Origin of the sequence: Nocardia sp. NBC_01388 (assembly GCF_045040085.1) — a bacterium.
GTDB lineage: Bacteria > Actinomycetota > Actinomycetes > Mycobacteriales > Mycobacteriaceae > Nocardia.
The window spans coordinates 2,126,771-2,148,420 of record NZ_CP109553.1 but is presented as its reverse complement, the minus strand read 5'-3'; the positions used below and the strand labels follow the sequence as shown (position 1 = coordinate 2,148,420).

Sequence of the window (21,650 nt, the reverse complement as noted above, 5' to 3'; positions counted from 1 at the left end):
CCCGTTGAGCGGGAACATGATTGACACACTCGGTGATGCATGCACCGGTATGAGTCACTCAGGCGACCGCACGCGCAATGAGATATTCGGCGAGCGTGGTCAGCACGGTCTTGCAGGAACCGCGGTCACGCGCATCGCAGAGCAGGATCGGGACGTGCTCGTCGAGATCCAGTGCCACACGGACTTCTTCGGGGCTGTAGCGCGGCGCACCCTCGAAACAGTTCACGCCGATGGTGAAGCCGATGCCGCGGCGTTCGAAGAAATCGATCGCCGCGAAGGAGTTTTCGAGCCGCCGGGTGTCGACCAGGATGACCGCGCCCAGCGCACCGCGCGCCAGTTCGTCCCAGAGGAACCAGAAACGGTCCTGGCCGGGCGTGCCGAAGAGGTACAGCACCAGTCCGGCATCCACGGTGATACGGCCGAAATCCAGGCCCACCGTGGTGGTGGTCTTGCCCTCGATACCGGTGAGATCGTCCACGCCCTCGGAACGTTCGGTAATGATCTCCTCGGTGCGCAGCGGCGTGATCTCGCTGATCGCGCCGACCATGGTGGTCTTGCCGACGCCGAAGCCGCCGGCGATCAGAATCTTCACCGATTGGGCGAGCGGCTGGTCCGGCTCGGGGCGGGTCATCCGGGCGCTCAGCCGAATTCGCCGGGGCGCCGCGCGGCGGTGGACAGGTATGAGCCCACCCGCTGCACAGTCATATTCATTTCGTACGCCACCATGCCCAGATTAGCGTCGATGCCGGTCTGCAGCGCCAGACAGGCATTCGCACCGGCGGCGGTGACGAACAGGACGGCGCGATCGAGTTCGATGACCGCCTGGCGGACGCCGCCGCCGTCGAATCGGTGTCCGGCACTGCGGGAGAGCCCGTAGAGCGTGGAGGACATGGCCGCGAAGTGTTCGGCGTCCTCGCGGCTCATCCGGGTCGAGCGGCCCAGCAGCAGGCCGTCGGTGGAGTGGACCACGGCGTGACGTACTCCGGCGAGTTTCTCGACGAGATCGTCGAGGAGCCAGTCGAGGTCACCAGCGGGGGAGGTGTTCACCGTCGCCTTCCTGTCGATAGGTGGTGGGTTGGGGGAGCGTGCCAGGATCGGCGCGGCGGCCCTGGCGGGTGCCGTTCTCGATGGCGGACATGAGGTTTCGGGCCTGTTCGGGGCCGCGCTCGGGGCGCATCGGCTCGGCTTCGGGCAGCACGGGGTCCTGTGCCAGTTCCGGTGCGAGACTGGCCTGGCGGCGACGGCGCGGGAGCGAGGGGCGGTCGCCGTTCTCACGCGGGTCGCCGTCCGGGCGGGGGTCGCGGCCGGTGTCGTACGAACGCACCTGCGGCGCACCACCGGTCATGGCGGGCCGGGTCTCCGGGGCCGGATCGCGTGGAGCGCTGCGCAGAGCGGGCAGATCCGCGGTGGGCGGGTGGTATTCGGCGCGGCGCGGCAGGGGAAGCTGGCCGGAGGTGTACTCCGGCGACGGCGTCTCACCGGCGACGAGTGCGGCGGGCACCAGCACGATGGCGCGGATGCCGCCGTAGTCCGATTCGGACAGGCGCACCGAAATGCCGTGCCGCCCAGCCAGCTGCGACACCACGAACAGACCCAGGCGGGAGTCCGAGGAGAAGCTGGTGATGCCGAAATCGGCGGGCGTGGCCAGCATCTGATTGACGCGGTCGAGCTCCGCTTCGGGAATGCCCATGCCCTGATCGCTGATCTCCAGGGCCACACCCCGGGCCACCGAGCTGCCGGCGACCTGGACCTGCGCCTGCGGCGGGGAGAACGAGGTCGCATTGTCGATGAGCTCGGCGAGCAGGTGGATCAGGTCGCCGACCGCGCCGCCGACAATGAAAGACTGTGGCAGCCGCCCGGTTCGGACCCGCTTGTAATCGACCGTCTCGCCGACCGCGCTGCGCACCAGTTCCATGAGCGGCACCGGATTGCGCCACTGGCGCCCGGGCTGGCCACCGGCGAGGATCACCAGATTCTCGGCATTGCGGCGCTCGCGGGTGGCGAGATGATCGAGGCGGAAGAAGATCTCGAGGACGGCCGGATTCTCCTGCTTGGATTCGGCCTCGTCGAGCAGTTCCAGTTGGCGGTGCACCACGACCTGGCTGCGGTGGGCGATATTGAGGAAAACCGCCTTCACGCCCTCGCGGGTGCGCGATTCGGTGATCGCGGCGGCGACCGCGGCGGAGTGGGCGTGGCCGAAAGCCGCTGCCACCTGCCCGATCTCATCGCTGCCGAATTTCAGCGGGGGAGCCTCGGTGGCGCTGTCGACCTGTTCGCCCGCTGCGAGCCTGCGCATGGTCTCGGGCAGATGCTCATCGGCGAGGGCGAAGGTCTCATCGCGCAATCGCCGCAGCCGCCGGATGATTCGATTCGCCAGCGCCAATGCGACCAGGATCGCGCCCAGTGCGACAACCAGCATGGCGCCACCGGCCAGCAGCGAATTTCGGGTGGTGCGAGCGGCGGCGGAACTGGCCAGGTGCTGGGCGCGCATGTTCTCCGACTGCCACAGCTCGGCCAGTGCGTGATCGACCTCGGCGGCCTTGGACTGCCAGTCCTCGATGGACAGCGGTAGCACCGTGCGCGGTGCGGTGGCGCCGGCGGTCCGGGGCAGCGCGCGCTGCGCCAGTACGGTTTCCATCGCACCGAGCTGCTGCCAGGCCGCACCGCCGGTGAGGGCCTTGGCGGCCGCCGCCTGTTCGGTATCGGTGTCGGTGAGCAGACTTTCGATGCGGGTGCGGTAGTAGCCGAGCAGGCGGACGTATTCCCCGGACAGGTCGGTGGTGAGCCCCGGCCCGCCGTCGATGAGCGCCGCGCCCAGTGCGGTCGCGCGGCTCATCGCCTCCAGTCCCTGCAGCACGGCGCCGGCCTGGGCGAGTTCGATGGCGGTGGATGCGTCCGGTGCGTGCTTCTGCGCGATCTGCACACCGGCGAGCACAAGCTGCGGCATGGCGCTGTAGAAGGCGTCGGCATCGGCGGTGGACAGCGTGGTCGCATCCGCTCCGGCGCGGATCTGGGTGAGCTTTCCGCCCAGATCGCCCATGGCGGCGGCGGTGTCGCCCATCGCCTGCGGCCCGATGCTCGACAGGCGGGACTGCGCGGGCGCGATCTGGCGCAGCGCATTGTCCAGTCGCAGGCGGGCGGCCGCGAGATCGCGCACATCGATTTCCGCACCGGCCGAGCGCCATTCGGTGAGCTGCCGTTCGAGCTGGACGGCCTCGATGAGTTCGCGGGTGGGCGCGACACCCGATTGCAACTCGTCGGCCCAGGTGCGGGCATTGTTGGAATGGTCGATCAACGTGCCTGCCGCACCGACGCCGATCAGTACCAGCGCGAGACTCGGAACGAGTGCGATGGCCAGAATTCGCGTCCGCACCCCGAGCCGCCTGCTGAGCATTGCCCGAGGGTAGCCATCAGATGGCCGGATGGGGTATGCGAGTCCCCTTGAGCGGGACGGGATTTGACGCGCGGACCGGGCGTCCGGTATGCGATTTCGGTCGGGATGCCACCGGCGCAGTCTCTGAATCCGTTGCGAGAGAATCCTTCTCGCCCACGGTCTGGCCAACCGAGGTCACCACCTGTGTTACGCATCGCGTTTCCTGGTCAGAGGATAGCCGCGCATTCCCGAGCGCGTAGCCGGTTCGCCGTCGACGCGGCTCACGAGGTCGGCGACCCGATCGGCGCGGGCGGGCCACCACTCCCGGGGCAGGCTGTGCGCCATGCCTTCGAAGATCACCAGCCGCGCACCGGGGACGGCCGCGGCGGTGGCCCGGCCGCCGCTGACATCGAAGGCCAGATCCGCGGTGCCGTACATGACGAGGGTGGGCACGCGCACCTCCCGCAATCGCGCGGTGCGGTCCCCGGAGCCGAGGACGGCCAGCGTGTGCCACATCATGGCGTCGAAGTCGAAACCGCGGTCGTAGGCCAGGCCCGCATTCTCGATCGCCGCGGCTTCGTCGAACTCGTAGCCGGGGGACCGCAGTGCGCGTGCGGATTCCAGTCGCCACGCGATGTACTCGTCCCGAGTCGACGGCAGGCCCTTTGAAGTGGGAAAGAAATATCGGGCCTGCGCACCCCTCGTGACGCAGGCCCGATTTCTCTTGGGTGGAGAAACTAGATCGTTGCTGTGCGGTAGTGCTGCTACTGGATGATTGTTCGTCGCTCGCCGTTCATTGGTTACAGATTGTTTGCCTGATCAGGCAAAACGGACAATCCGACGGGTGCGGAGGGATCGGCATTTCCGGTCGGAAACCCGACGCGAGCGGCCTGGATCATGGAGTCGGAGGCCGGGGGATTCGAGCAAGGGTAGATTGCCTGTATCCGAGGGTTACTCATAAGTAGGAGGCAACGATGCCCGTGCCGGCAGCCGCAGTGTTCGAACGTCTGAAGACGTTCGCGGCGGTGGACACGACCGAGGACCGCGATCACCGGGCCATCACCGAGGTGTTCACCGGTAAGACCCTCGGCACGGTGCCGGTCGGTACCGCCGCCGATGTCACCACCGCGGTGACCAAAGCCCGTGCCGCCCAGGCGGAATGGGCCGCGCGCCCGATCAAGGAGCGCGCCGAGGTCTTCAATCGCTACCGGGATCTGGTGGTGGAGAACCGCGAATACCTGATGGACGTGGTGCAGGCCGAGACCGGCAAGGCGCGCTGGGCGGCTCAGGAAGAGATCATGGGCCTGATGATGGCGGCCCGCTATTTCGCCCGAGTCGCACCGCAATTGCTCGCCTCGCACAGTGTGGCCGGGGCCTTCCCGCTGCTGAACCGGGCGTCCGTGCGGCATGTGCCCAAGGGTGTGGTCGGCGTCATCGCCCCGTGGAACTACCCCATGCTGCTGTCGATCGGTGATTCGATCCCGGCGCTGCTGGCGGGCAATGCCGTGGTGGTGAAGCCCGACAGCCAGACCCCGTACTCCTCGCTGGCCAATGCCGAACTGTTCGCCCGGGCCGGACTGCCGCGCGATCTGTTCGCCGTGGTGACCGGTCCCGGCACGGTGGTCGGCACCGCGATCGTCGATGTCTGCGACTACCTCATGTTCACCGGTTCCTCTGCCACCGGCCGCACGCTGGCCGAGCAGTGCGGGCGCCGGCTCATCGGGTTCTCCGCCGAACTGGGCGGCAAGAACCCCATGATCGTCACGGCCGGAGCGAATCTCGACAAGGTGGCCAAGGCCGCGGTGCGCGCCTGCTTCTCCAATGCGGGGCAGCTCTGCATCTCCATCGAACGCCTGTACGTCGAGAAGTCGGTCGCCGCGGAGTTCACCGAGAAGTTCGTCGCTGCTGTCAAGGACGCGAAACTCGGTGCGGCGTACGACTATTCACAGGACATCGGCAGCCTCATCTCCGAAGCGCAGCTGGAGACGGTCACCAAGCATGTCGCCGACGCCGTCTCCAAGGGTGCGAAGGTGCTGGCGGGCGGCAATGCCCGCCCCGATCTCGGCCAGCTGTTCTTCGAGCCGACCGTGCTCACCGACGTCACCGACGCCATGGAGTGCGGCCGCAATGAAACCTTCGGCCCGCTCGTCTCGATCTACCCGGTCGAGAATGTCGAGGAGGCCATCACCCGCGCCAATGACACCGAATACGGCCTCAATGCCAGTGTCTGGGCGGGCAGTAAGGCCGAGGGCGAGCGCATTGCCGAACGCCTGCACGCGGGCACGGTGAATATCGACGAGGGTTATGCCCCCGCCTGGGGCACCACCGGTGCGCCCATGGGTGGTATGGGTATCTCCGGTGTCGGCCGCCGGCACGGTCCCGACGGTCTGCTGAAGTTCACCGAACCTCAGACGGTCGTGGTCACCCGATTCCTGAATCTCGATGCCCCGCCGCTGATTTCGCAGGACAAATGGCAGCCGTTCCTCATGGGCGTCGCCCGCGCCGTCCGGTTCCTGCCGGGCCGCTGACCCGGGTCCGAGCAGGTTCGCTCGACGCCGCCGCTTCCGCCGGCGGCGTCGAGCGACGTTATTACTGAATCAGCCACTCCAGCGCCGGGAACGCAAGTGCGGTGCGCTCCATCCCTTTTCCGTCGACCGAAACGGACGGGCGGATCTGCAGGCGAGCGCCGGGCGAGCACCCTTCGAAGTACTCCGGTCCGATGAAGCCGAGCGCGTAGCCGTTCTGCAGCTCACCCTTGGTGAGAGGTGCGCCGGACCTGACCCGGAGCGACGAGGCGTCCGAGCCGGCGAACTGGCAGGAGATCCACACCGCCTGCCCGACCCTGGCGGCGGGCCATACGGGAAGCCGGACGGTAGCTCCGGCCGTGACCTTGGACAGCGGCAGAACACCCGTTCCGCCGGCTTCCTCGATATCAGGTCCTTGGAGATCGTCGAGCGCCAAGGTTTTTCCTCCGTCGAATAGTGGGCCGCGGGCGACCCGGTGCAGCACAACCTGGCGGAACCGTAAATATCCAGTCCCGCAGGCGGATTCATACTCGCACCTTTGGCCCGCCCCCGCCGGGGTTGCACACAGGTACGGCGGTCGCACACAGGTACGGTGGCGCGGCCGGCCCGGAGAAACCGGCCGCGTCACCTCTCATCCGGCCGAATCGGCGCCTCGGCGTGGGGCGGGAGCCGCTTCCAGCACCGCCGCCTCGGCATCGGTGAACAAACGCGACCGAATGATGAATCGGACCCCCTCGCGGTCCTGATCGCATATGTGCGGTGACCGGGGTCACCATGAACCGGTGAGGTTGGTGCGTGGTTGGCGCTGGGTTGGTGAAAAGTAGGCTGTTCAGTGCAACCTTCGCGCAACCGCCCACCACCGGTCGGGGTCGGTTCGTATCGCCGAAAGAGCCCGTCTCCGAAGCCCGTTCGACCAATTATGCGCGTAGCGCGGTGTGCAGCCGGGCCGCGGCCAGCGCGCGGCGGCTGTCGCCGGGGGCGAGCAGGCGCAGGGCGTGCTCGTGGATCTCGATATCGTCCGGGCAGCGCTGGCCCAAGCGCAGCGCGTGCTCGGGATTCCGGTCGGCCAGCACGGCGGTGCGCAGGCAGACGTCGAGATGTTCGCGCCACTGCACGATGCCGGGGGTATCGGAATCCGGTAGGAACGGACCGCGATACACGCGGACGGCGGTGGTGAGATCGCCCGCCTCCAGTGCCGCGAGCAGTTCGGTGGCGTCGCAGGCGAGCGGTTCGGTGAGCATGTAGCGGCGGTCCGCGATCTGACCGTCGGTGGCGCGGCGCAGCCGGGAGATATCGGCCTTGAGGGTGCTGGGGGATACCGACCGGTCGCCGTAGACAGCGGCGTGTAGACGTTCGGGCGTGAAGCCTTCCGGTTCCAGCGCCAGCAGCGCGAGGATCTCCAGCTGACGCGGGCGCATGGCTATCTGATGCCCCTGCTTGTACAACCGCGGCACACCCAGGCATTCCAGCCGGGTACGGGCGACCGGACGGGATTGCGCTGTGTGCAAACGTGATTCGATGGCGGTGACCAGGGCTCGCACTGTTGTCAGGATCATCGGGTGCGAGCGATCCCAGTAGGTCGACAGATCCAGTACACCGAGCTGCCTGCCGTCGGCGGCGCGAATGGGCGCGCAATAGCAGACCCAGCCGTGCAGGGCCTGCACCAGATGCTCTGCGGCCCATACCGAACTGGGCCGTCCGCTGTGCAGTGACAGGGCCACACCACTGGTGCCCATATACGGCTCGTCCCAGCAACCACCCGGCGCCAGGTTCACCGTTTCGGCCTGCCGCCGCACCGATCGGTCGCCACAGCTGAACAGCACCGTGCCCACCTCATCGGTGACAACGGCGATCATGCCGGCGTCTTCGGCGATCGCACGGATCTCACCGGCCAGCTCGGTCACCGGTGTGCGCAGCGGGGATTCGGCCCAGCGCGAACCCAAATCGTCCCGATCAGTGGAGGGTGCAACCGCCCTTGCGGGATCCACCGTGCGGAGCGAACGCTCCCACGATTCGACAACTTCGCTGCGCAGCACCGCCGACTCGGAACGCGGGATGGGCGTCGCCTCGGAATGCAAGACAGGCGGCGGCGCCGACGGCCTGCCACCGCCGACAGCCCAGCGCGACCACACCTTCTCCAACTCCGCACGCTGCTGTGATAGGGCGGGCAGGTGTTCCATCGCGCAAACTCCTCGCAGGGCGACCGGAAATGCGATACCCCATGATGGCGTGCGGTGCCGACATGCGTACCCACTTCGGCGCAGTCCATGCGTTAATTCGATTCGACCGCTTCGCAGACTTCGCCATGGCCGCGATCCGCAGATCCACTCGACGGATTCGGCTGGCGGACCGCCTGTTTGAGCTCGTGGCCTCGAGGCATTACGTCAGCACGAAGACTTACTCGACCAGGAGGATCGAATGTCGGGTGCAGTAATGACAGTGGTCATCATCTTGATAGTGGTCGCGGTGGTGGTGTTGCTCGGCGTAGCCCTGTGGCCGCGTATGCGGAGCCGGCGATTGCGTGAGCGATTCGGCCCCGAGTACGACCGCACCGTGGACGAGTCGCAGAACCGGCGGGTCGCGGAACGTGAACTGGCCGAACGGGAACGGCGGCATCAGCAGCTGGAACTGCGGCCGCTGAGCGAGGACGAGAAGCAGCGCTACAACATGCAGTGGGCGCACGTGCAGGAGCAATTCATCGACGATCCGGCGAAATCGCTGCAGAACGCCGATCGGCTGCTCACCTCGGTCATGACCGATCGCGGCTACCCCACCGAGGACTACCACCAGCAGTTGGCGGACCTCTCGGTGCAGCATGCCGGACCGCTCGAGCAGTACCGGAGTGCGCACGATATCGCCGAACGAGCCGGGCGCGGTGAGGCTTCCACCGAGGACATTCGCGCCGCGATCGTGAACTACCGGGAGCTGTTCGTCGACCTGCTCGACGACAACGGGGCCGATCAGCCCGCCCGCAACAAGGTCGACCAGACCGCACAGAACAAGTGAGGCATGACATGAGCATCGAATCCGATAAGACGAAGAACAAAGCAGCCGTGGAGAATTCGGGCTACTCGCCCGAGGCCCCGGCGTACGACCGGAACTCGACGACCGGCGCGAGCACCGTCATCGACCCGGACAGCGTCACCGATGAGCCGAATGCGGATGCGAGCTACAAGACGACGTACAGCGATGGCATCGCCGGCGGCGAGGGCAGCCGCCAGCTCGGTCAGCAACGCGGAGTCGACGACAGTGAGCAGCAGTTCGGTCAGCAACGCGGAGTCGACGACGGCGCCCAGCACCTGGACGATCGGCGCGGCCTCGATGACAACACCCGGCAGTTGAGTGAGCAACGCGGTGGCGGCACTCAGCAGCTGAGCGCACAGCCCGGCCTCGACAGCACCGGGCAGGCGAGCGGGCAGAGCGATCTGCGACAGCTGCGCGAGCAGTGGCGGGAAGTGCAGACCATGTTCGTCGACGACCCGCGCGATGCGGTGACACGGGCCGACGGCCTCATCTCCGGCACCATCCAGGGGTTCACCGACACCTACACGCAGCGCCGCCAGGCCCTCGAAAAGGGCTGGTCCGGCGATGATTCCGCTGACACCGAACAACTGCGGCAGGCGCTGCGCGGTTACCGCGACCTCTTCGATCAGCTGATGACGGCCTCGGCGGGTGGTGCCACGAACATGTAGGACTTCTCCTCGATCCGCTGGCTGATCCGCCACCCGCCATCGACCCGCACGAAGCTGTCGTGGTACCAGAGGCCGCACAGCATCAGACGGCGATGACCGTCCGCACCCTCCACGAGCATCGGGTTATGGCACATGGTGCGGGCGGTGGCGGCGTCGCCTTCGACCCGGATCGAGGAGTTCGCGACCAGGTGCTGGAACGCGGAGAAATTGGGCATGACGGTGGCCAGGAACTGCTTGGTGGATGTCAGATCACCGGCCGGGCCACCCATTGCCGTGTAATCGATATGCGCGTCGACGGTGAAGATCTCGTCCAGCAGGTCCCACTGGTGGGTGTCCACCGCGTGCGAGTAGCGGACCATCAAATCTTGGATCTCCAGGCGGTCCGAAATCTCCTGTAGGGACAGCATGGTTGCCTCCGGGTAGAGCTCATACAACGGTGGGTCGGTGCGCAAGCGTACGCGCGGACCGATAGCTGACCTTGTTGTTTTCCGAAAGATCTGGGGTGCAATCGATCTCATTCGGACTGGTCGGGCATTGTGGTGCCGTGCCCACCATAACCCTGGAGCAGGTCAGTGCAGTTCACGGAGAAACGCCGCAGTTCACGGCGATCGACGCGGTATTCCCCGCCGGTCGCTGCACAGCGGTGGTCGGACCGAGCGGCGCGGGCAAGACCACGCTCCTGCGCCTGCTCAACCGGTTCGGCGAACCCAGCGGTGGGCGAATACTGCTCGATAGCGAACCGATCGCGGCATTGGATGTCCTGGCACTGCGACGCCGGGTCGGGCTGGTACCGCAGCGACCCACGCTGCTCACCGAGACGGTGCGCACGGAGGTTCAGGTCGGCAGGCAACTGGCCGATACGAGCATCGGCGCGCTACTGATCCGCGCCGGGCTGCCGGCGGCCTTCCTCGACCGGCGGTGCGCGGAGCTGTCCGGGGGAGAGGCACAGCGGGTCTGCCTGGCCCGTGCACTGGCGGTGCGGCCGGAGGTGCTGCTGATGGACGAACCGACCTCGGCGCTCGACGGTGTCGCGGCGGGGGCGGTGGGGGACCTCATTCGCACGCACACGGCCGACGGCGGCAGCGTGGTACTTGTCAGTCACGACATCACCTTCGTCCGCGAGGTCGCCGATGAGGTGTGGTCGCTCGCGCAGGGACAGCTGTCGCGCACTGTGCATCCGCGCGACACCGGCGCAGGGGAGCAGCAGTGAGCACGACAACCGGACTCTCCGTGCCCGACTGGCCCGGAGTCGCGGCCTCCCTGCTGCTGGTCGCACTCGCCGCGGCGGTCGCCTACCGGCAACATCTGCACCTGACCCGTGAGCTGTTGATCGCCGCAGCCCGCGCGGGCGTCCAGCTGATCGCGGTCGGCGCGATCCTGGTGATCCTGTTCCGCCACACCGGGCTGCCGGGCGCGCTCGTCTGGGTCGTCCTGATGGTCGTCATCGCGGGCTATGTCGCCGGCCGCCGGGGCGCGGGCCTGCCGCACGCCCGCCGCTCCGCCACCCTCGGCGTCGCCTTCGGATCGACCGTCACGCTCGGTGCGCTGATCCTGCTGGGCGTCATCTCCACGCAGGCGCGGGTGGTGGTGCCGGTGGGCGGCATGATCGTCTCCTCCGCCATGCAGTCCACCGGAATCGCGCTGCGCCGCTTGGCCGAAGACGCCCGCACGGCCCGCGATGCCATCGAAGCCCGTCTGGCTCTTGGCCTCTCGGCTCGCGAATCGTTCCTGCCGCATCGGCGCTCGGCCCTGCGCACCGCGCTGATTCCCGCCATCGACTCCACCAAGGTCGTCGGCTTGATCAGCCTGCCCGGCGCGATGACGGGCCTGATCCTCGCCGGTGTGGACCCTCTCACAGCGATCCGCTATCAGATAGTGGTCATGTATATGCTGCTGGCCGCAACGACTCTCGCCGCACTGGCCGGCGCCCGCGCCGCGGAGCGCACTCTCTTCGATCCCGCACAGCGTTTGATCACACTTCCGGGGTAGTCCCAATCCGACTGGGCGGCAGCTTCTTCCCGCGATATCGATCACCGAGACCGGGCCGGATGTGATTTTCATGCCTCTGACTGGCGCGAATAGCGGTTAGGTCGCAGGATCTGTCTGAAAGGTCGGTATTGTCGTAAGAGCGAGTAAACTGGTTGGGAGATAGGCAGTTTCGATGGAACCAACCGAATTTTTCATGCCGTACGCTGCGGAGGGGCTCAACCCTCGGGAGCTGGAGGCTGAGGCGGGTATGTGGGACTGGCTCGAGAAGTTCGAGCTCGTACCCACCGAATTGACACGGCGCCGTATGGAGCGCACCAGACCGGCCAGAATGTACGCCCTGTGGTGTCCGGCGGCCGAGGTACACGAGCTGACGCTGCTGAGTCAGTACACCGCATGGGCTTTCGTGGTGGACGATCAGTTCGATATTGAAATACCTGATCCACAACGCTGTTTGGACGCCATCACAGCGCTCAACGCGGTATTCGACAGTGACAGGCAACCTTCCGGCGTCCTCGCCGTATCCTTCGCCGACCTGTGGCGGCGTCTGTCGGAGGGGCGCTCGCCGGAGTGGCGCGAAAGCGTGCGCGCGGAGATCCGCGATTGGCTGTGGACGTACTACACCGAGAGTGTGGGGCGGCTCTCCGGCAACCTGCCGGATCTGGAAACGTATCGCGCGCATCGCCGAGATGGTGTGGCGCTCTTCATCTTTCTGGATATCAGCGAGCGCGCCGAGGGCGTCGATCTCACGCCGGCGGCCCGCTATCTGCCGGCCATGCGTAGCTTGCGGGAAGCCGCGGTCGAGCATATGGGGTTGTTCAACGATGTGCTCTCGGTCGCCTCGGACGAGGCGTCGGGGTATCTCTACAACTCGGTGCTGCTCGCCGAGTACCACTTCGGGCACAGTCGCACCGAGGCGCTGACGCTGGTCAACAATATGCTCACCGAGTGCATCGAGCGCTGCGAGGCGGCGCTGGAACGGCTTTCGGCCGAGCTGCACGACGCCGGGATCAACGATCGTGACCGCGCCGACACCTTGGCCACCGCAAAGAATTACACGGTGTACGTTCGGGCGAATTTCGATTACCACTACCAGGCGGCCCGTTACACGAGCGCGCCGATCGAAGCGCTCGAACACGGGCTGCCACTCACCTGAGCTGCGGCGCAGTGGCTGATGCCGAACTGAAATCGGCAGGCGGTCCCGCGTTTTCACTCAATGATGGGAGGATTGGCATTCTTCTACGCATGGCCGCCCATCTGCCACCGGGTGGCTGAGGAGGCCGTGTCCGAGTGAGCGGGGCCGATTATGCGCGCGTCGAAACCGACCAGAACAACAACCGGACAGCACCTCGAAAGCCTCCGCCGATGGGCGCTGTCCCGCCCGGCGGTGCCGAACCTGACCGGCCACAGCGAGATTCGCCAACGGCCGGCCGACCACGGGCAACACCCGAGCGACAGTGCGGTGGAGCGCGCGGCGCGCAGACAGCTCGCTGCCGCCCGCACCGCCATCGAACCGGTGCTGCGGTCCGCGGTCGAGTCGCTGTCGGAGCCGCTGAATCATATGGCGGGCTACCACTTCGGCTGGTGTGACACCGACGGCACGGCGGTGACCGGGGTGCAGGGCAAGGCCTTGCGCCCCGCGCTCACCTTCGCAGCCGCCGCGGCCTGCGGCGGCAGCACCGAGCAGGCGGTGCACGCGGCGGCGGCGGTCGAACTGCTGCACAATTTCTCGCTCGTGCACGACGACGTCATGGACCAGGATCCGTTCCGACACGGCCGCCCGACGGTCTGGCGGGTCTGGGGCGAGACCAATGCCACGCTGCTGGGAGATGCACTGCAGGCGCTGGCATTGGGCGTGCTGTCCGACGGGGTGCCCGAACTGGTGACCTCCGAGGCGGTCATCCGGCTGGCTCGTGCCACCGTCACGCTGTGCCGCGGGCAATACGAGGACTGCGCCTTCGCGAGCCGATCCACGGTCAGTGTCGAGGAGTACCTGAACATGGCGGCGGGTAAGACCGGCGCGCTGCTCGGGTGCGCCTCCGCGCTCGGCGCACTGTGCGCCGGCGCGGATCATCGGGTGGTTTCCGGGATGCACACCTTCGGCAATGAACTCGGTCTGGTGTTCCAGCTCGTCGATGACGCCATCGATATCTGGGGCGATCCGGCGGTGACCGGCAAACCCGCGCACAGTGATCTCATGCAGCGCAAGCAGTCCTTCCCGGTGGTCAGCGCGCTGGCCTCCGATACCGTGCACGGCCGTGAGCTGGCTCGGATGTATCAGGCTCGCCAGCCCATGACCACGCAGCGGGCGGCACGCGCGGCGGATCTGGTCGAGAAGGCGGGCGGCCGGCAGCACACCCTGGGACGGGCTGCGGCCGCGCTGGAAGCTGCTTTGCAGGCGCTGCCGCCGGAGGTCGCCGCGGGAGATCTGACGGCGCTGGCGGAGCTGGTCGCGCACCGGGATCGGTAGGTGTACGCACAAGAGGATTTATATGTAACCGACGGTTACACATACTTTGACTCTTACCGAAGAGGGGGAGAATGCCGCACACGACGGGCAGCGATGCCGTAAACCATAACACCGCTGCGCGCGTGCTGCGGCGTCACCCCACACATTGCTCCGGGCCGGCTCGCTAGCCGAAGACCCGCACGCCGCCGACGAACGTCTGCGCCACACCGATACCGGCGATCTCGGCAGGAGCAACCGCGAACGGATCACGCTCCAGCACAACGAGATCCGCGAGTGTGCCGACCCGCAGACTGCCGGTGTCGTCGCGCCGGTTCACATACGCCGATCCGGCCGTGTACGCCGCGAGCGTCGTCATGAGATCGAGCCGCTGATCCGGCAGCAGTGGCGGTAGGCCCGAGCCGGGGATGACGCGATTGACCGCGGTGTGGATGCCGGCCAGCGGATTCGGTTCGCTCACGGGCCAGTCGCTGCCGCAGGCCAAGGTGGCTCCGGCGCGTGCCAAATCGCCGAAGAGGTACTGACGCTCGGGCAGATCGCCGCCCAGGAACGGCAGGGTGAGGTCGTCCAGTTGCGGTTCGTGCCCGGCCCACAGCGGTTGCAGATTGGCGACCGCGCCGAGGCGGTGGAATCGGGGGATGTCATCGGGATGCACCACCTGCAGGTGCGCGAGGTGATGACGGTTTCCGCGCGGGCCGTTGGCGTGCAGCGCGGCTTCGATCGCGTCCAGGGATTCCCGGACCGCGCGGTCACCGAGGGCGTGGAAGTGCACCTGGAAGTCGTGGGCGTCCAGCTCGGTCACATACCCGCGCAGTGCCCGCGGGTCGACGAAGCTGAGCCCGGAATTGGCGGTGCAGCAGCCGCGGTGATCCTTGTAGGGCTCGGTCATGGCTGCGGTGAAGTTCTCCGCGATGCCGTCCTGCATGATCTTGACCGTATCCAGCCGGAAACGGTCGGTGCTGAACTGCTTGCGGCGCAGCAGCATTCCCGCGATCTGCGCGGCGCCCTCATCGCGTTCCCACCACTGGGCGCCGGTGACGCGGGCGGTGAGCAAGCCGCGTTCGGCGGCGTCGAAGTAAGTGGTCGTGGAGTCGAAGGTGCCGTTGTCGGAGCTGACAATGGCCTCCTGCCAGCCGGTGATGCCCAGCGAATGCAGGAGCGATTGCGCACGGAGCAGTCCGGCCATCCGGTCCTGGGGTGTGATGGGCGGCAGTATCCGCTCGACCAGGTCCATCGCCCCCTCCTGCAGCACTCCCGAGGGGGCTCCGCTGTTGTCGCGTTCGATGCGGCCGTCGACCGGATCGGGTGTGTGGGCGGTGAGGCCTGCCGATTCCAGCGCGCGGGTGTTGGCCCAGGCGCCGTGGTAGTCCCGGTTGGTCAGGTACACGGGCCGGTCGGCGACGACGGCATCGAGTTGCGCGCTAGTCGGCAGGCCGCCGGGGAAGCTCTCCATCGACCAGCCGGTGCCGGTGATCCACTCCCGCTCCGGATGTGCGGCGGCGTAGGCGGCGATCCGGCGGAAGTATTCGCTCGGATCGGTGGTTCCGCTCAGATCGCAGGAGGCCAATTCCATGCCCGCTGCGGCCGCGTGCACATGGGCGTCCTGGAATCCGGGCAGCAGCGCGCGGCCGTCCAGATCCACGACTTCGGTACGGGGGCCGATGAATTCGCGCACCTCGGCGTGGCCGACGGCCGAGATGCGGTCACCGGTGACCGCCAGCGCTGTCGCGCGGCTGCGGGCGGAGTCCATGGTGAGGACGCTGCCGCCGGTGAACACGAGGTCGGCGTGGGTCATGAGCATGCTCCTGACAACGGTGGTCGGTCGGAATCAGTTGCCGCGGGCCAGGATTGCCAGCAGCAGTTCGGCGCGGACTCGGGCACTGTCGAGATCGCAGCCGAGCAGGCCCTGCGCGACGGTGATGCGTTTGCGCAGAGTGTGGCGGTGCACACCGGTCGCCGCTGCGGCCGCCTCCCATTGACCGTTGGCCTCCAGATAGGCGCGCAGCGAGATCAGCAGGTCGGTGCCGTGTGCGCTGTCGTGTTCGGTCAGCGGGGTGAGGACGGTGTGCGCGAGGGTGTCGAGCACGCGGCGAGTGGTGTCGAAGGACAGCAGCGAACTGCCGGTCAGAGTGCCGAATTCCGAAGGGGCGCTGCCGCGTTCGGCAGCGGAGGCGGCAAGTCCGGCGGCGTCGGCGGCGGTGACCAACTCCCGCAGCGAGTGTTCACCGCTCAGCCCGAACCGCACCGACCGGCGCACGCCAGGGGCGAGATCGGCGGCCAGTTGGCCCGCGAACGCCACCGGTGCGACACCGGGCAGCACCACCAGAACCCGGCGGTCGACGATATGCAGGAACAGGGGATGGCCGGAGCGCACCGCCATACTCTCGGCAATGGAGCGCACGCCGTCGACGGCCTCGGTCGTATCGCAATCGGCGGCGAGCACCCGAATCCGGCCGGCGGCGTCGGCGGCCTGCGCCAGATGTGCCCAGGCCGGGTTCAGGTCGGCATCGGTGTTCAACAGCAGGCCCAGCACCGTGCTGTTGAGCCGGTGCTGGGCCTCCCATAATCGTGCGGGCTTCTCGAAATCGAGGGTCAGCAGCGAATTGGCGTGGCCCAGCAGGATCTGGTCGACAGCGCTCAGCGGTGCGGTGCTCACGACCACCAGATCGCCGTGCACCCGACCGCCGACGCCGATGCGCTGGTGCGTGATCGTATGGCCGGACGAGTCGGTGGCCACGCCGCTCGCGCCCGCCGACCGATCGGCAGCCAGGGCGGTGCGCACCGTATGCAGCAGTTCCTCGGCCGGGGCGGCGGGATGCACATCGGTGACGTGGGCATTCGTGTCCAGCACCAGGACGGTCGCGCGCAGGGAGGTGGCCAGCTCGCGGACGATGGCACGCGCGCCGGAGCGCACCAGAGCCCGCGTCATGCGCGGCTGGGCACGGGAGGCGCGCAGCAGATCGTCGTGCTGGAGTTGGGCGGAGCGCTCGGTAATGCGCTTGACGATCGCTGCGAACGGGGTGGGCAGGGGGACTTCCAGCAGTGGAATGCCGATCTCGTCGGCGGCCGCGATCAGATCGGCGGGCACCTCCGGATGCGTGAGCCCCGTGCCGAAACCGACTGCGGCAACACCACGTTGGTTCAGGCGGCGCAGGTAGGTCGCCCGACCGGCCGCCGAGGTGGGCAAGTGCATACCCGTGGTGAGGACGAGCTCGCTACCGGACAACCAGCGAAACGGATTCTCCAATTCGGTCGTCACCACAAGCGAGATGGTTCGCCCGGTCCCGGCCGCGCCGCCGCGCAGCTCGATCGAGAGATCGGGCTGCGACAGAATCCAGCTGACGGGAACGGCCACGGGGTGAGTCTACGGGCGGTCCCAGTGGACACAGTGTCGAAGACACGCTAGGCAGATCGCCATTTCGGCACACGTGTACCGGCGAGTCCTCGGCGGATCAAAAGAGCAGGCAAACACTGTGAGGTTCGGCCACCGATCCCAACCCTGTCCGGTTCTGACCATGACGGGTCCAGTTTCGACCTCGTCGAAGGACTACCGAGCGAAGAGCATAGATGGGCGGCGGAGCGACCCCGCGAGCCGACCGATCACAGCGAAGGAACATCCGTCATGGACACCCGAATCACCGACCCCGCCCAGCTCCCGGCCCTATTCGAAGAGCGCCTCAACGCAGGCGACGTCGATGGCGTCCTAGCCCTCTTCGCCCCCGACGCAGCCATGCGCACCACCGCCGGACAAGTCATCACCGGCGAGCAAGCTCTCCACCAGGAAATCACGGGCACAGTCGCCGCAGGCGCCCACCTCTCCAACACCCCGCGCCACGCCCTCATCACCACAGACACCGCCCTCCTGATAACCGACTGGACCATGCAGCTCAACACCCCCGACGGCACCCGAATCTCTCCCACCGGCACCACCGCAAACATCGCCCGCCAACAGACCAACGGCCAATGGCGCTTCACCCTCCTCAACCCCCTCGGCACAGCCTGACGATTCCCCCGAACAGCGAGCCTGCTTCTTACCCTTCGTCTTTCGGGTTTTGTTCTCGAGAACGGGACCACAGCCGGTCGACCCGGCTGGTACCACAGATGTTCTCCCAACCGCGGGAGGTCAACCGGGTACGGCTCCCTACGTGCCCAGCACGGCCATCTCGGGCTTTGCCCGCACCCCCTGTTGACCAACCCTGTCCGGGACGCAGGCAACCCAGGTGCACCGACGGTTTCGGCATAGAAGCCATCGGCCGCCATGGACGGAACGGCGGGTCTCTCAGCGGCACAACGGTTATCAGGTCTATGCCGCGTAGGCACCTGCTGTGCGGTCGGAGAGAGGGCCTGTGTAGTGCCTGCTTCGGGGGGATTCGAGGCCGAGGTAGGCCGGTGCACCTGGGTTGCTTGCGCCGAGGGGCGGTGGTGGGTTTCTGGGTGCGGGCAGGGCCCGAGATGGCCGTGCTGGTGACGCCGGGGTAGGGGTACCCGGTTGACCTTCCGGGCCGAGGAGATACCTGCGGTACCGGCGGGGTCGACCGGCTGTGGTCCGGTTTCACAGACACCACACGAAAAGACAAGAGCCGAAAGACAAGGACACCTGGAAACAAGGAATCGAAGAACAAGAACCCGGAAGGCCACGTCGGGCAACGGCCTACAGCAGGAGCGGGATCAGGCCGGCAGCGGCAGCAGCAGCGGCAGCAGCGGCAACGGCAGCGGCAACGGCAACGGCAGCGGCAGCGGCAGGGGCAGGGGCAGGGAAGACTCGCGGTCTGGCGTGGTGGCGTGGTGGGCGGGCAGAGTCGGTGGTGGTCCTAGGTGGTGTTGCCGCCCTGCGGGTACGCGTCCGGGGCGGGGAAACCTGTTGTCGCGGTGGGGTTGTCCTTGTTCGGCGAGCGAACCGGCCTGAAAGCCGATGCGGCAACGACCTCCAGCACCGACAGGAACAACCTGTCGGAGACACCAGAGGCCGGGGGACCTATTGTCGTGCCGGAGGTGTGGAGGTCCGGCGGACCGAGCGGTCCCGAACCGGTTGCGGGCGCACCGGATTGCAGTAGTTGCGAGGGCCCATCGACGGCGGAACCTCGGTCAACAACTCCTCGGGATGGTGCAGGTGATTGACCCGTGGCGTCCGGGTCGGGTCCACATGCGCCGGGGCGATCCACGCGGTCCGGCCCGGGAAGTCCGAATCCGCACCGAGTTTGATGGTCTTCCACCCACGTGGCCCGTCCTTGACCAAGGCATGGCAGTGATCACACGCCAAGGTCAGGTTCTCGATATCGGTCGGGCCGCCCTTGCTGAACTCGGTCACATGATGGGCCGCGGCCATACTCGCCGGAGCGCTGCAACCCGGGCGGGTGCAGCCGCGTTCGGTGGCGATCAACGCCAACCGTTGTGCCGGGTTCGCCAACCGGATTTCCCCGATATGCAACGGCATCCCGTTCTTGTTCTTCACGAGCACGAACGTCTTGCAGTGGCGGGCCATCAACCGGAGGGCGTTCTCGACCGGGACCTGCCCACCGGTGGCGGTGGTGGCCACCCCCGCAGCGCGTTCGACATCCTCGATGCTCATGGTCATGATCGTGGAGACCGGCAGCCCACGGTGCGATCCCAGCTTGGCGGGGTTGAAGTCCGGGTGCAACACCGCCAGCAACGCATCGTGCTGGCGTTGGGCCTTGCTGCGCTCGTCCCGGGCCGCGCACGCCTCCAGCACATCCCGGGGCACCGGGTTGTCCTCGTCCTCGGCCCACGGGCTTTCCTTGTCGGCCGGGTTGCACATACCGGGACGGGCCAGCTTGGCCATGACAGCATCGAATGCCGCACGGGCGTCGGGGGTGAGTTCGACGGTGAGGGTGGACATGAGGTCGTAGCGTTGCGGGCTCAGAACCGCGCTGCGCTGGTTCTGCCGGTCCGCGTCCTCGGTGAGCTTGCCGTCGGGGTCCAGGAAACCCAGGATCATCTCCCCGATCCTCGGCAGATGTGTCGGGTCCAGGGCGCGCGCCTGGAAGGCGAGTTGCTTCTCGGCGTAGGCGCGAGCCTCAGCAGGAACCTTGCCGGGCAACCGGTTCATCACCTGCCGGATGACCCGCACATGATCGAGCGAAATCGCCCCCTCGTCCAGGGCTTGGGCCGAACACGGCAGCACCGGGGCCGGGTCGGGCTCGTCACCGACGCGGTGCCACACCGCGAGATCCTCCGCGGCACGCCACCGGTTGATCGCATCCCCGTGCGAGATATGCAGCACCGATTGCAAATACAACGCCGGGCTACCCGAGCCGTTGAGAGCGGGCAGCGACCGCGCACACGCTTGCACGATCAGATCCCGTTGCACCGACGCCAACCGGCGAGTGCTGGTTTCGATCTGCTGCATCAACGCCACGATGTCGGTGTCCGGCAACGGGATCAAAGGCAGAGCAGTGAGGGATTCGACCGCAGCGACCAGTGCGGCTGCACCGGTCGCGATTGCGGATTCTCCCCCTGATTCCATGCCTCTATTCTACTCCCGGAAATCAGACCCGGAAAGGCGAATTCCGTTGTGATATAAGCCTATTCAGAATACTCGGATTTTATCTTTCAGCTCTTCTTGTTTTGCTTCTTCTTGTCCAGGATGCGTCTTTGTCTTTCAGGCTCTTATCAGTGGGGGATGGTGGTGGCGGGGCGGGGTTTGGGGCGTGATGTCAGGTGGGCCTCGATTAGTTGGGCTACCTGGTAGGGGTGCTCGGTTGGGTCGAGGAGGGGGAGGTATTCGACTGTGCGGGCGAGGGCGGGGAGGTCGACGGTTAGATACATTGCCATGAAAGGGTTTACGAATAGTTTTGTGCCGGTGGTGCGGGTGGTGGAGTGGACGTTGCCGAATTCGCCGCGTGGGGCGTCGGCGATTTGGGAGTGGACCACGGTCGGGCGTAAAGGGGTTTCGGTGAGGGCGTGAGTGACGGCGGATGTGTAGGCGGCGGCTTCGGGGCTCGCAAGGGGGATGGAGAGTGCGCCGAGGAAGGCGTTCTCGCGTTGTAGTGCGGCGAGGTTTTCCAGGACGTGGGCGTGGCAGACGCCGTGGTAGGCGTCGCTACCGAATCCGACCGATACCACCAGGCGGTTCAGGCCGTGCAGTCCGGCGACGGCGGCGAGGCTGGTCATGTCCTCCTGCGGGGTGCCCAGGCCGGACTCGTCACCGCGCAGCAGGATGTCGGTGCCACCATCCACCAGTACGAGAGCGTCTACACCGAGGTGCTCCACCAGGAGCGGAATACGCCGAACGTAGCGGCTGGACACCGGATTTGGAGAATGCGTAGACGATCGCCTCGCGGCCGGCGCTGTCCAGCCAGCGTGCCAGGCTGCGTTCGGGGAAGTAGTCGTCGTTGCCGGCGGTCTCCGGATTGACGGCGGCGACTCCGGGCAGCAGCCAGTCTTCGAGCGGGATCCGGCGCAGGTCGCTGAACGACAGGTTTGCGAGATGCACCTTCTTGCCGAGACCCTCCAGTGCCACGGCGAGCGGGATTCCCCCGTACACGTCGAATCCGCCACCCGCCCCGGCGATCAGCACGCTGGAGGCATCACGAAGCCGGGTGAACAGCGGCGGCTCGGACAAGCAATACGAAGTCACCCCCGCCATC

General features: G+C 67.0%; 20 protein-coding genes. 8 read left to right on the top strand and 12 right to left on the bottom strand.

What is annotated here, in order from left to right; genetic code table 11:
• Nucleotides 1-58: 58 nt before the first annotated feature.
• The 4 genes from OG716_RS09995 to OG716_RS09980 form a co-directional block, all read right to left on the bottom strand.
• Complete coding sequence (locus tag OG716_RS09995) at nt 59-631, bottom strand: ATP/GTP-binding protein (protein ID WP_355131576.1); 573 nt, start codon at nt 629-631, stop codon at nt 59-61.
• An 8-nt stretch (nt 632-639) separates the two neighbouring features.
• A complete protein-coding gene (locus tag OG716_RS09990) occupies nt 640-1,047 on the bottom strand; it encodes a roadblock/LC7 domain-containing protein (RefSeq protein ID WP_405137355.1) in 408 nt (135 codons plus the stop codon).
• On the bottom strand, nt 1,025-3,394 hold the full coding sequence (locus tag OG716_RS09985; RefSeq protein ID WP_405137354.1) for a nitrate- and nitrite sensing domain-containing protein: 2,370 nt from the start codon (nt 3,392-3,394) through the stop codon (nt 1,025-1,027). Before OG716_RS09985 ends, OG716_RS09990 begins: the two co-directional genes overlap by 23 nt.
• Nucleotides 3,395-3,580: 186 nt before the next feature.
• Nucleotides 3,581-3,892 carry an alpha/beta fold hydrolase gene (locus tag OG716_RS09980; RefSeq protein WP_405137353.1) on the bottom strand — a complete coding sequence of 104 codons (312 nt, stop codon included), beginning with the start codon at nt 3,890-3,892 and terminating at the stop codon, nt 3,581-3,583.
• 455 nt (nt 3,893-4,347) lie between these two features.
• Between OG716_RS09980 and OG716_RS09975 the strand changes: the two genes are divergently transcribed.
• A complete protein-coding gene (locus OG716_RS09975) occupies nt 4,348-5,901 on the top strand; it encodes a succinic semialdehyde dehydrogenase (RefSeq protein ID WP_405137352.1) in 1,554 nt (517 codons plus the stop codon).
• Between the two features lie 61 nt (nt 5,902-5,962).
• On the opposite strand, the gene OG716_RS09970 is transcribed toward OG716_RS09975, so the two are convergent.
• Together OG716_RS09970 and OG716_RS09965 are read right to left on the bottom strand one after the other, a co-directional pair.
• On the bottom strand, nt 5,963-6,334 hold the full coding sequence (locus OG716_RS09970) for a hypothetical protein (protein ID WP_405137351.1): 372 nt from the start codon (nt 6,332-6,334) through the stop codon (nt 5,963-5,965).
• A 481-nt stretch (nt 6,335-6,815) separates the two neighbouring features.
• The gene (locus OG716_RS09965; RefSeq protein ID WP_405137350.1) at nt 6,816-8,078 is read right to left on the bottom strand and encodes a transcriptional regulator; all 1,263 of its coding nucleotides are present in this window, start codon (nt 8,076-8,078) and stop codon (nt 6,816-6,818) included.
• Nucleotides 8,079-8,316: 238 nt separating this feature from the next.
• On the opposite strand from OG716_RS09965, the gene OG716_RS09960 reads away from it, so the two are divergent.
• Both OG716_RS09960 and OG716_RS09955 read left to right on the top strand, forming a co-directional pair.
• On the top strand, nt 8,317-8,904 hold the full coding sequence (locus tag OG716_RS09960) for a hypothetical protein (protein WP_405137349.1): 588 nt from the start codon (nt 8,317-8,319) through the stop codon (nt 8,902-8,904).
• 8 nt (nt 8,905-8,912) lie between these two features.
• Nucleotides 8,913-9,590, top strand: coding sequence for a hypothetical protein (locus tag OG716_RS09955; protein ID WP_405137348.1), 678 nt, complete (start codon nt 8,913-8,915; stop codon nt 9,588-9,590).
• Here OG716_RS09955 and OG716_RS09950 read toward each other — a convergent pair.
• The gene (locus tag OG716_RS09950; RefSeq protein ID WP_355131594.1) at nt 9,548-9,997 is read right to left on the bottom strand and encodes a nuclear transport factor 2 family protein; all 450 of its coding nucleotides are present in this window, start codon (nt 9,995-9,997) and stop codon (nt 9,548-9,550) included. The genes OG716_RS09955 and OG716_RS09950 overlap by 43 nt on opposite strands.
• A 137-nt stretch (nt 9,998-10,134) precedes the next feature.
• On the opposite strand from OG716_RS09950, the gene OG716_RS09945 reads away from it, so the two are divergent.
• From OG716_RS09945 to OG716_RS09930, 4 genes are all read left to right on the top strand, one after another.
• Nucleotides 10,135-10,800 carry an ATP-binding cassette domain-containing protein gene (locus OG716_RS09945; protein ID WP_405137347.1) on the top strand — a complete coding sequence of 222 codons (666 nt, stop codon included), beginning with the start codon at nt 10,135-10,137 and terminating at the stop codon, nt 10,798-10,800.
• Nucleotides 10,797-11,579: an ABC transporter permease gene (locus tag OG716_RS09940; protein ID WP_405137346.1), complete on the top strand. Its 783-nt coding sequence runs from the start codon at nt 10,797-10,799 to the stop codon at nt 11,577-11,579. Before OG716_RS09945 ends, OG716_RS09940 begins: the two co-directional genes overlap by 4 nt.
• 172 nt (nt 11,580-11,751) lie before the next feature.
• Entirely contained in the window at nt 11,752-12,732 is a 981-nt protein-coding gene (locus OG716_RS09935) for a terpene synthase family protein (RefSeq protein WP_405137345.1), read from the top strand.
• A gap of 150 nt (nt 12,733-12,882) precedes the next feature.
• A complete protein-coding gene (locus OG716_RS09930; RefSeq protein ID WP_405137344.1) occupies nt 12,883-14,046 on the top strand; it encodes a polyprenyl synthetase family protein in 1,164 nt (387 codons plus the stop codon).
• Between the two features lie 163 nt (nt 14,047-14,209).
• On the opposite strand, the gene OG716_RS09925 is transcribed toward OG716_RS09930, so the two are convergent.
• Together OG716_RS09925 and OG716_RS09920 are read right to left on the bottom strand one after the other, a co-directional pair.
• On the bottom strand, nt 14,210-15,838 hold the full coding sequence (locus OG716_RS09925) for an amidohydrolase (protein WP_405137343.1): 1,629 nt from the start codon (nt 15,836-15,838) through the stop codon (nt 14,210-14,212).
• 33 nt (nt 15,839-15,871) lie between these two features.
• Entirely contained in the window at nt 15,872-17,398 is a 1,527-nt protein-coding gene (locus OG716_RS09920) for a PucR family transcriptional regulator (protein ID WP_405137342.1), read from the bottom strand.
• A 267-nt stretch (nt 17,399-17,665) separates the two neighbouring features.
• On the opposite strand from OG716_RS09920, the gene OG716_RS09915 reads away from it, so the two are divergent.
• Nucleotides 17,666-18,046: a YybH family protein gene (locus tag OG716_RS09915; protein WP_405137341.1), complete on the top strand. Its 381-nt coding sequence runs from the start codon at nt 17,666-17,668 to the stop codon at nt 18,044-18,046.
• A 972-nt stretch (nt 18,047-19,018) separates the two neighbouring features.
• On the opposite strand, the gene OG716_RS09910 is transcribed toward OG716_RS09915, so the two are convergent.
• The 3 genes from OG716_RS09910 to OG716_RS09900 form a co-directional block, all read right to left on the bottom strand.
• Nucleotides 19,019-20,527, bottom strand: a complete 1,509-nt coding sequence (locus OG716_RS09910; RefSeq protein ID WP_405137340.1) for a DUF222 domain-containing protein — start codon at nt 20,525-20,527, stop codon at nt 19,019-19,021.
• Between the two features lie 146 nt (nt 20,528-20,673).
• Nucleotides 20,674-21,273, bottom strand: coding sequence for a DUF1152 domain-containing protein (locus OG716_RS09905; protein ID WP_405137339.1), 600 nt, complete (start codon nt 21,271-21,273; stop codon nt 20,674-20,676).
• Nucleotides 21,206-21,649: a hypothetical protein gene (locus OG716_RS09900; RefSeq protein WP_405137338.1), complete on the bottom strand. Its 444-nt coding sequence runs from the start codon at nt 21,647-21,649 to the stop codon at nt 21,206-21,208. Before OG716_RS09900 ends, OG716_RS09905 begins: the two co-directional genes overlap by 68 nt.
• Nucleotide 21,650: the final 1 nt, after the last annotated feature.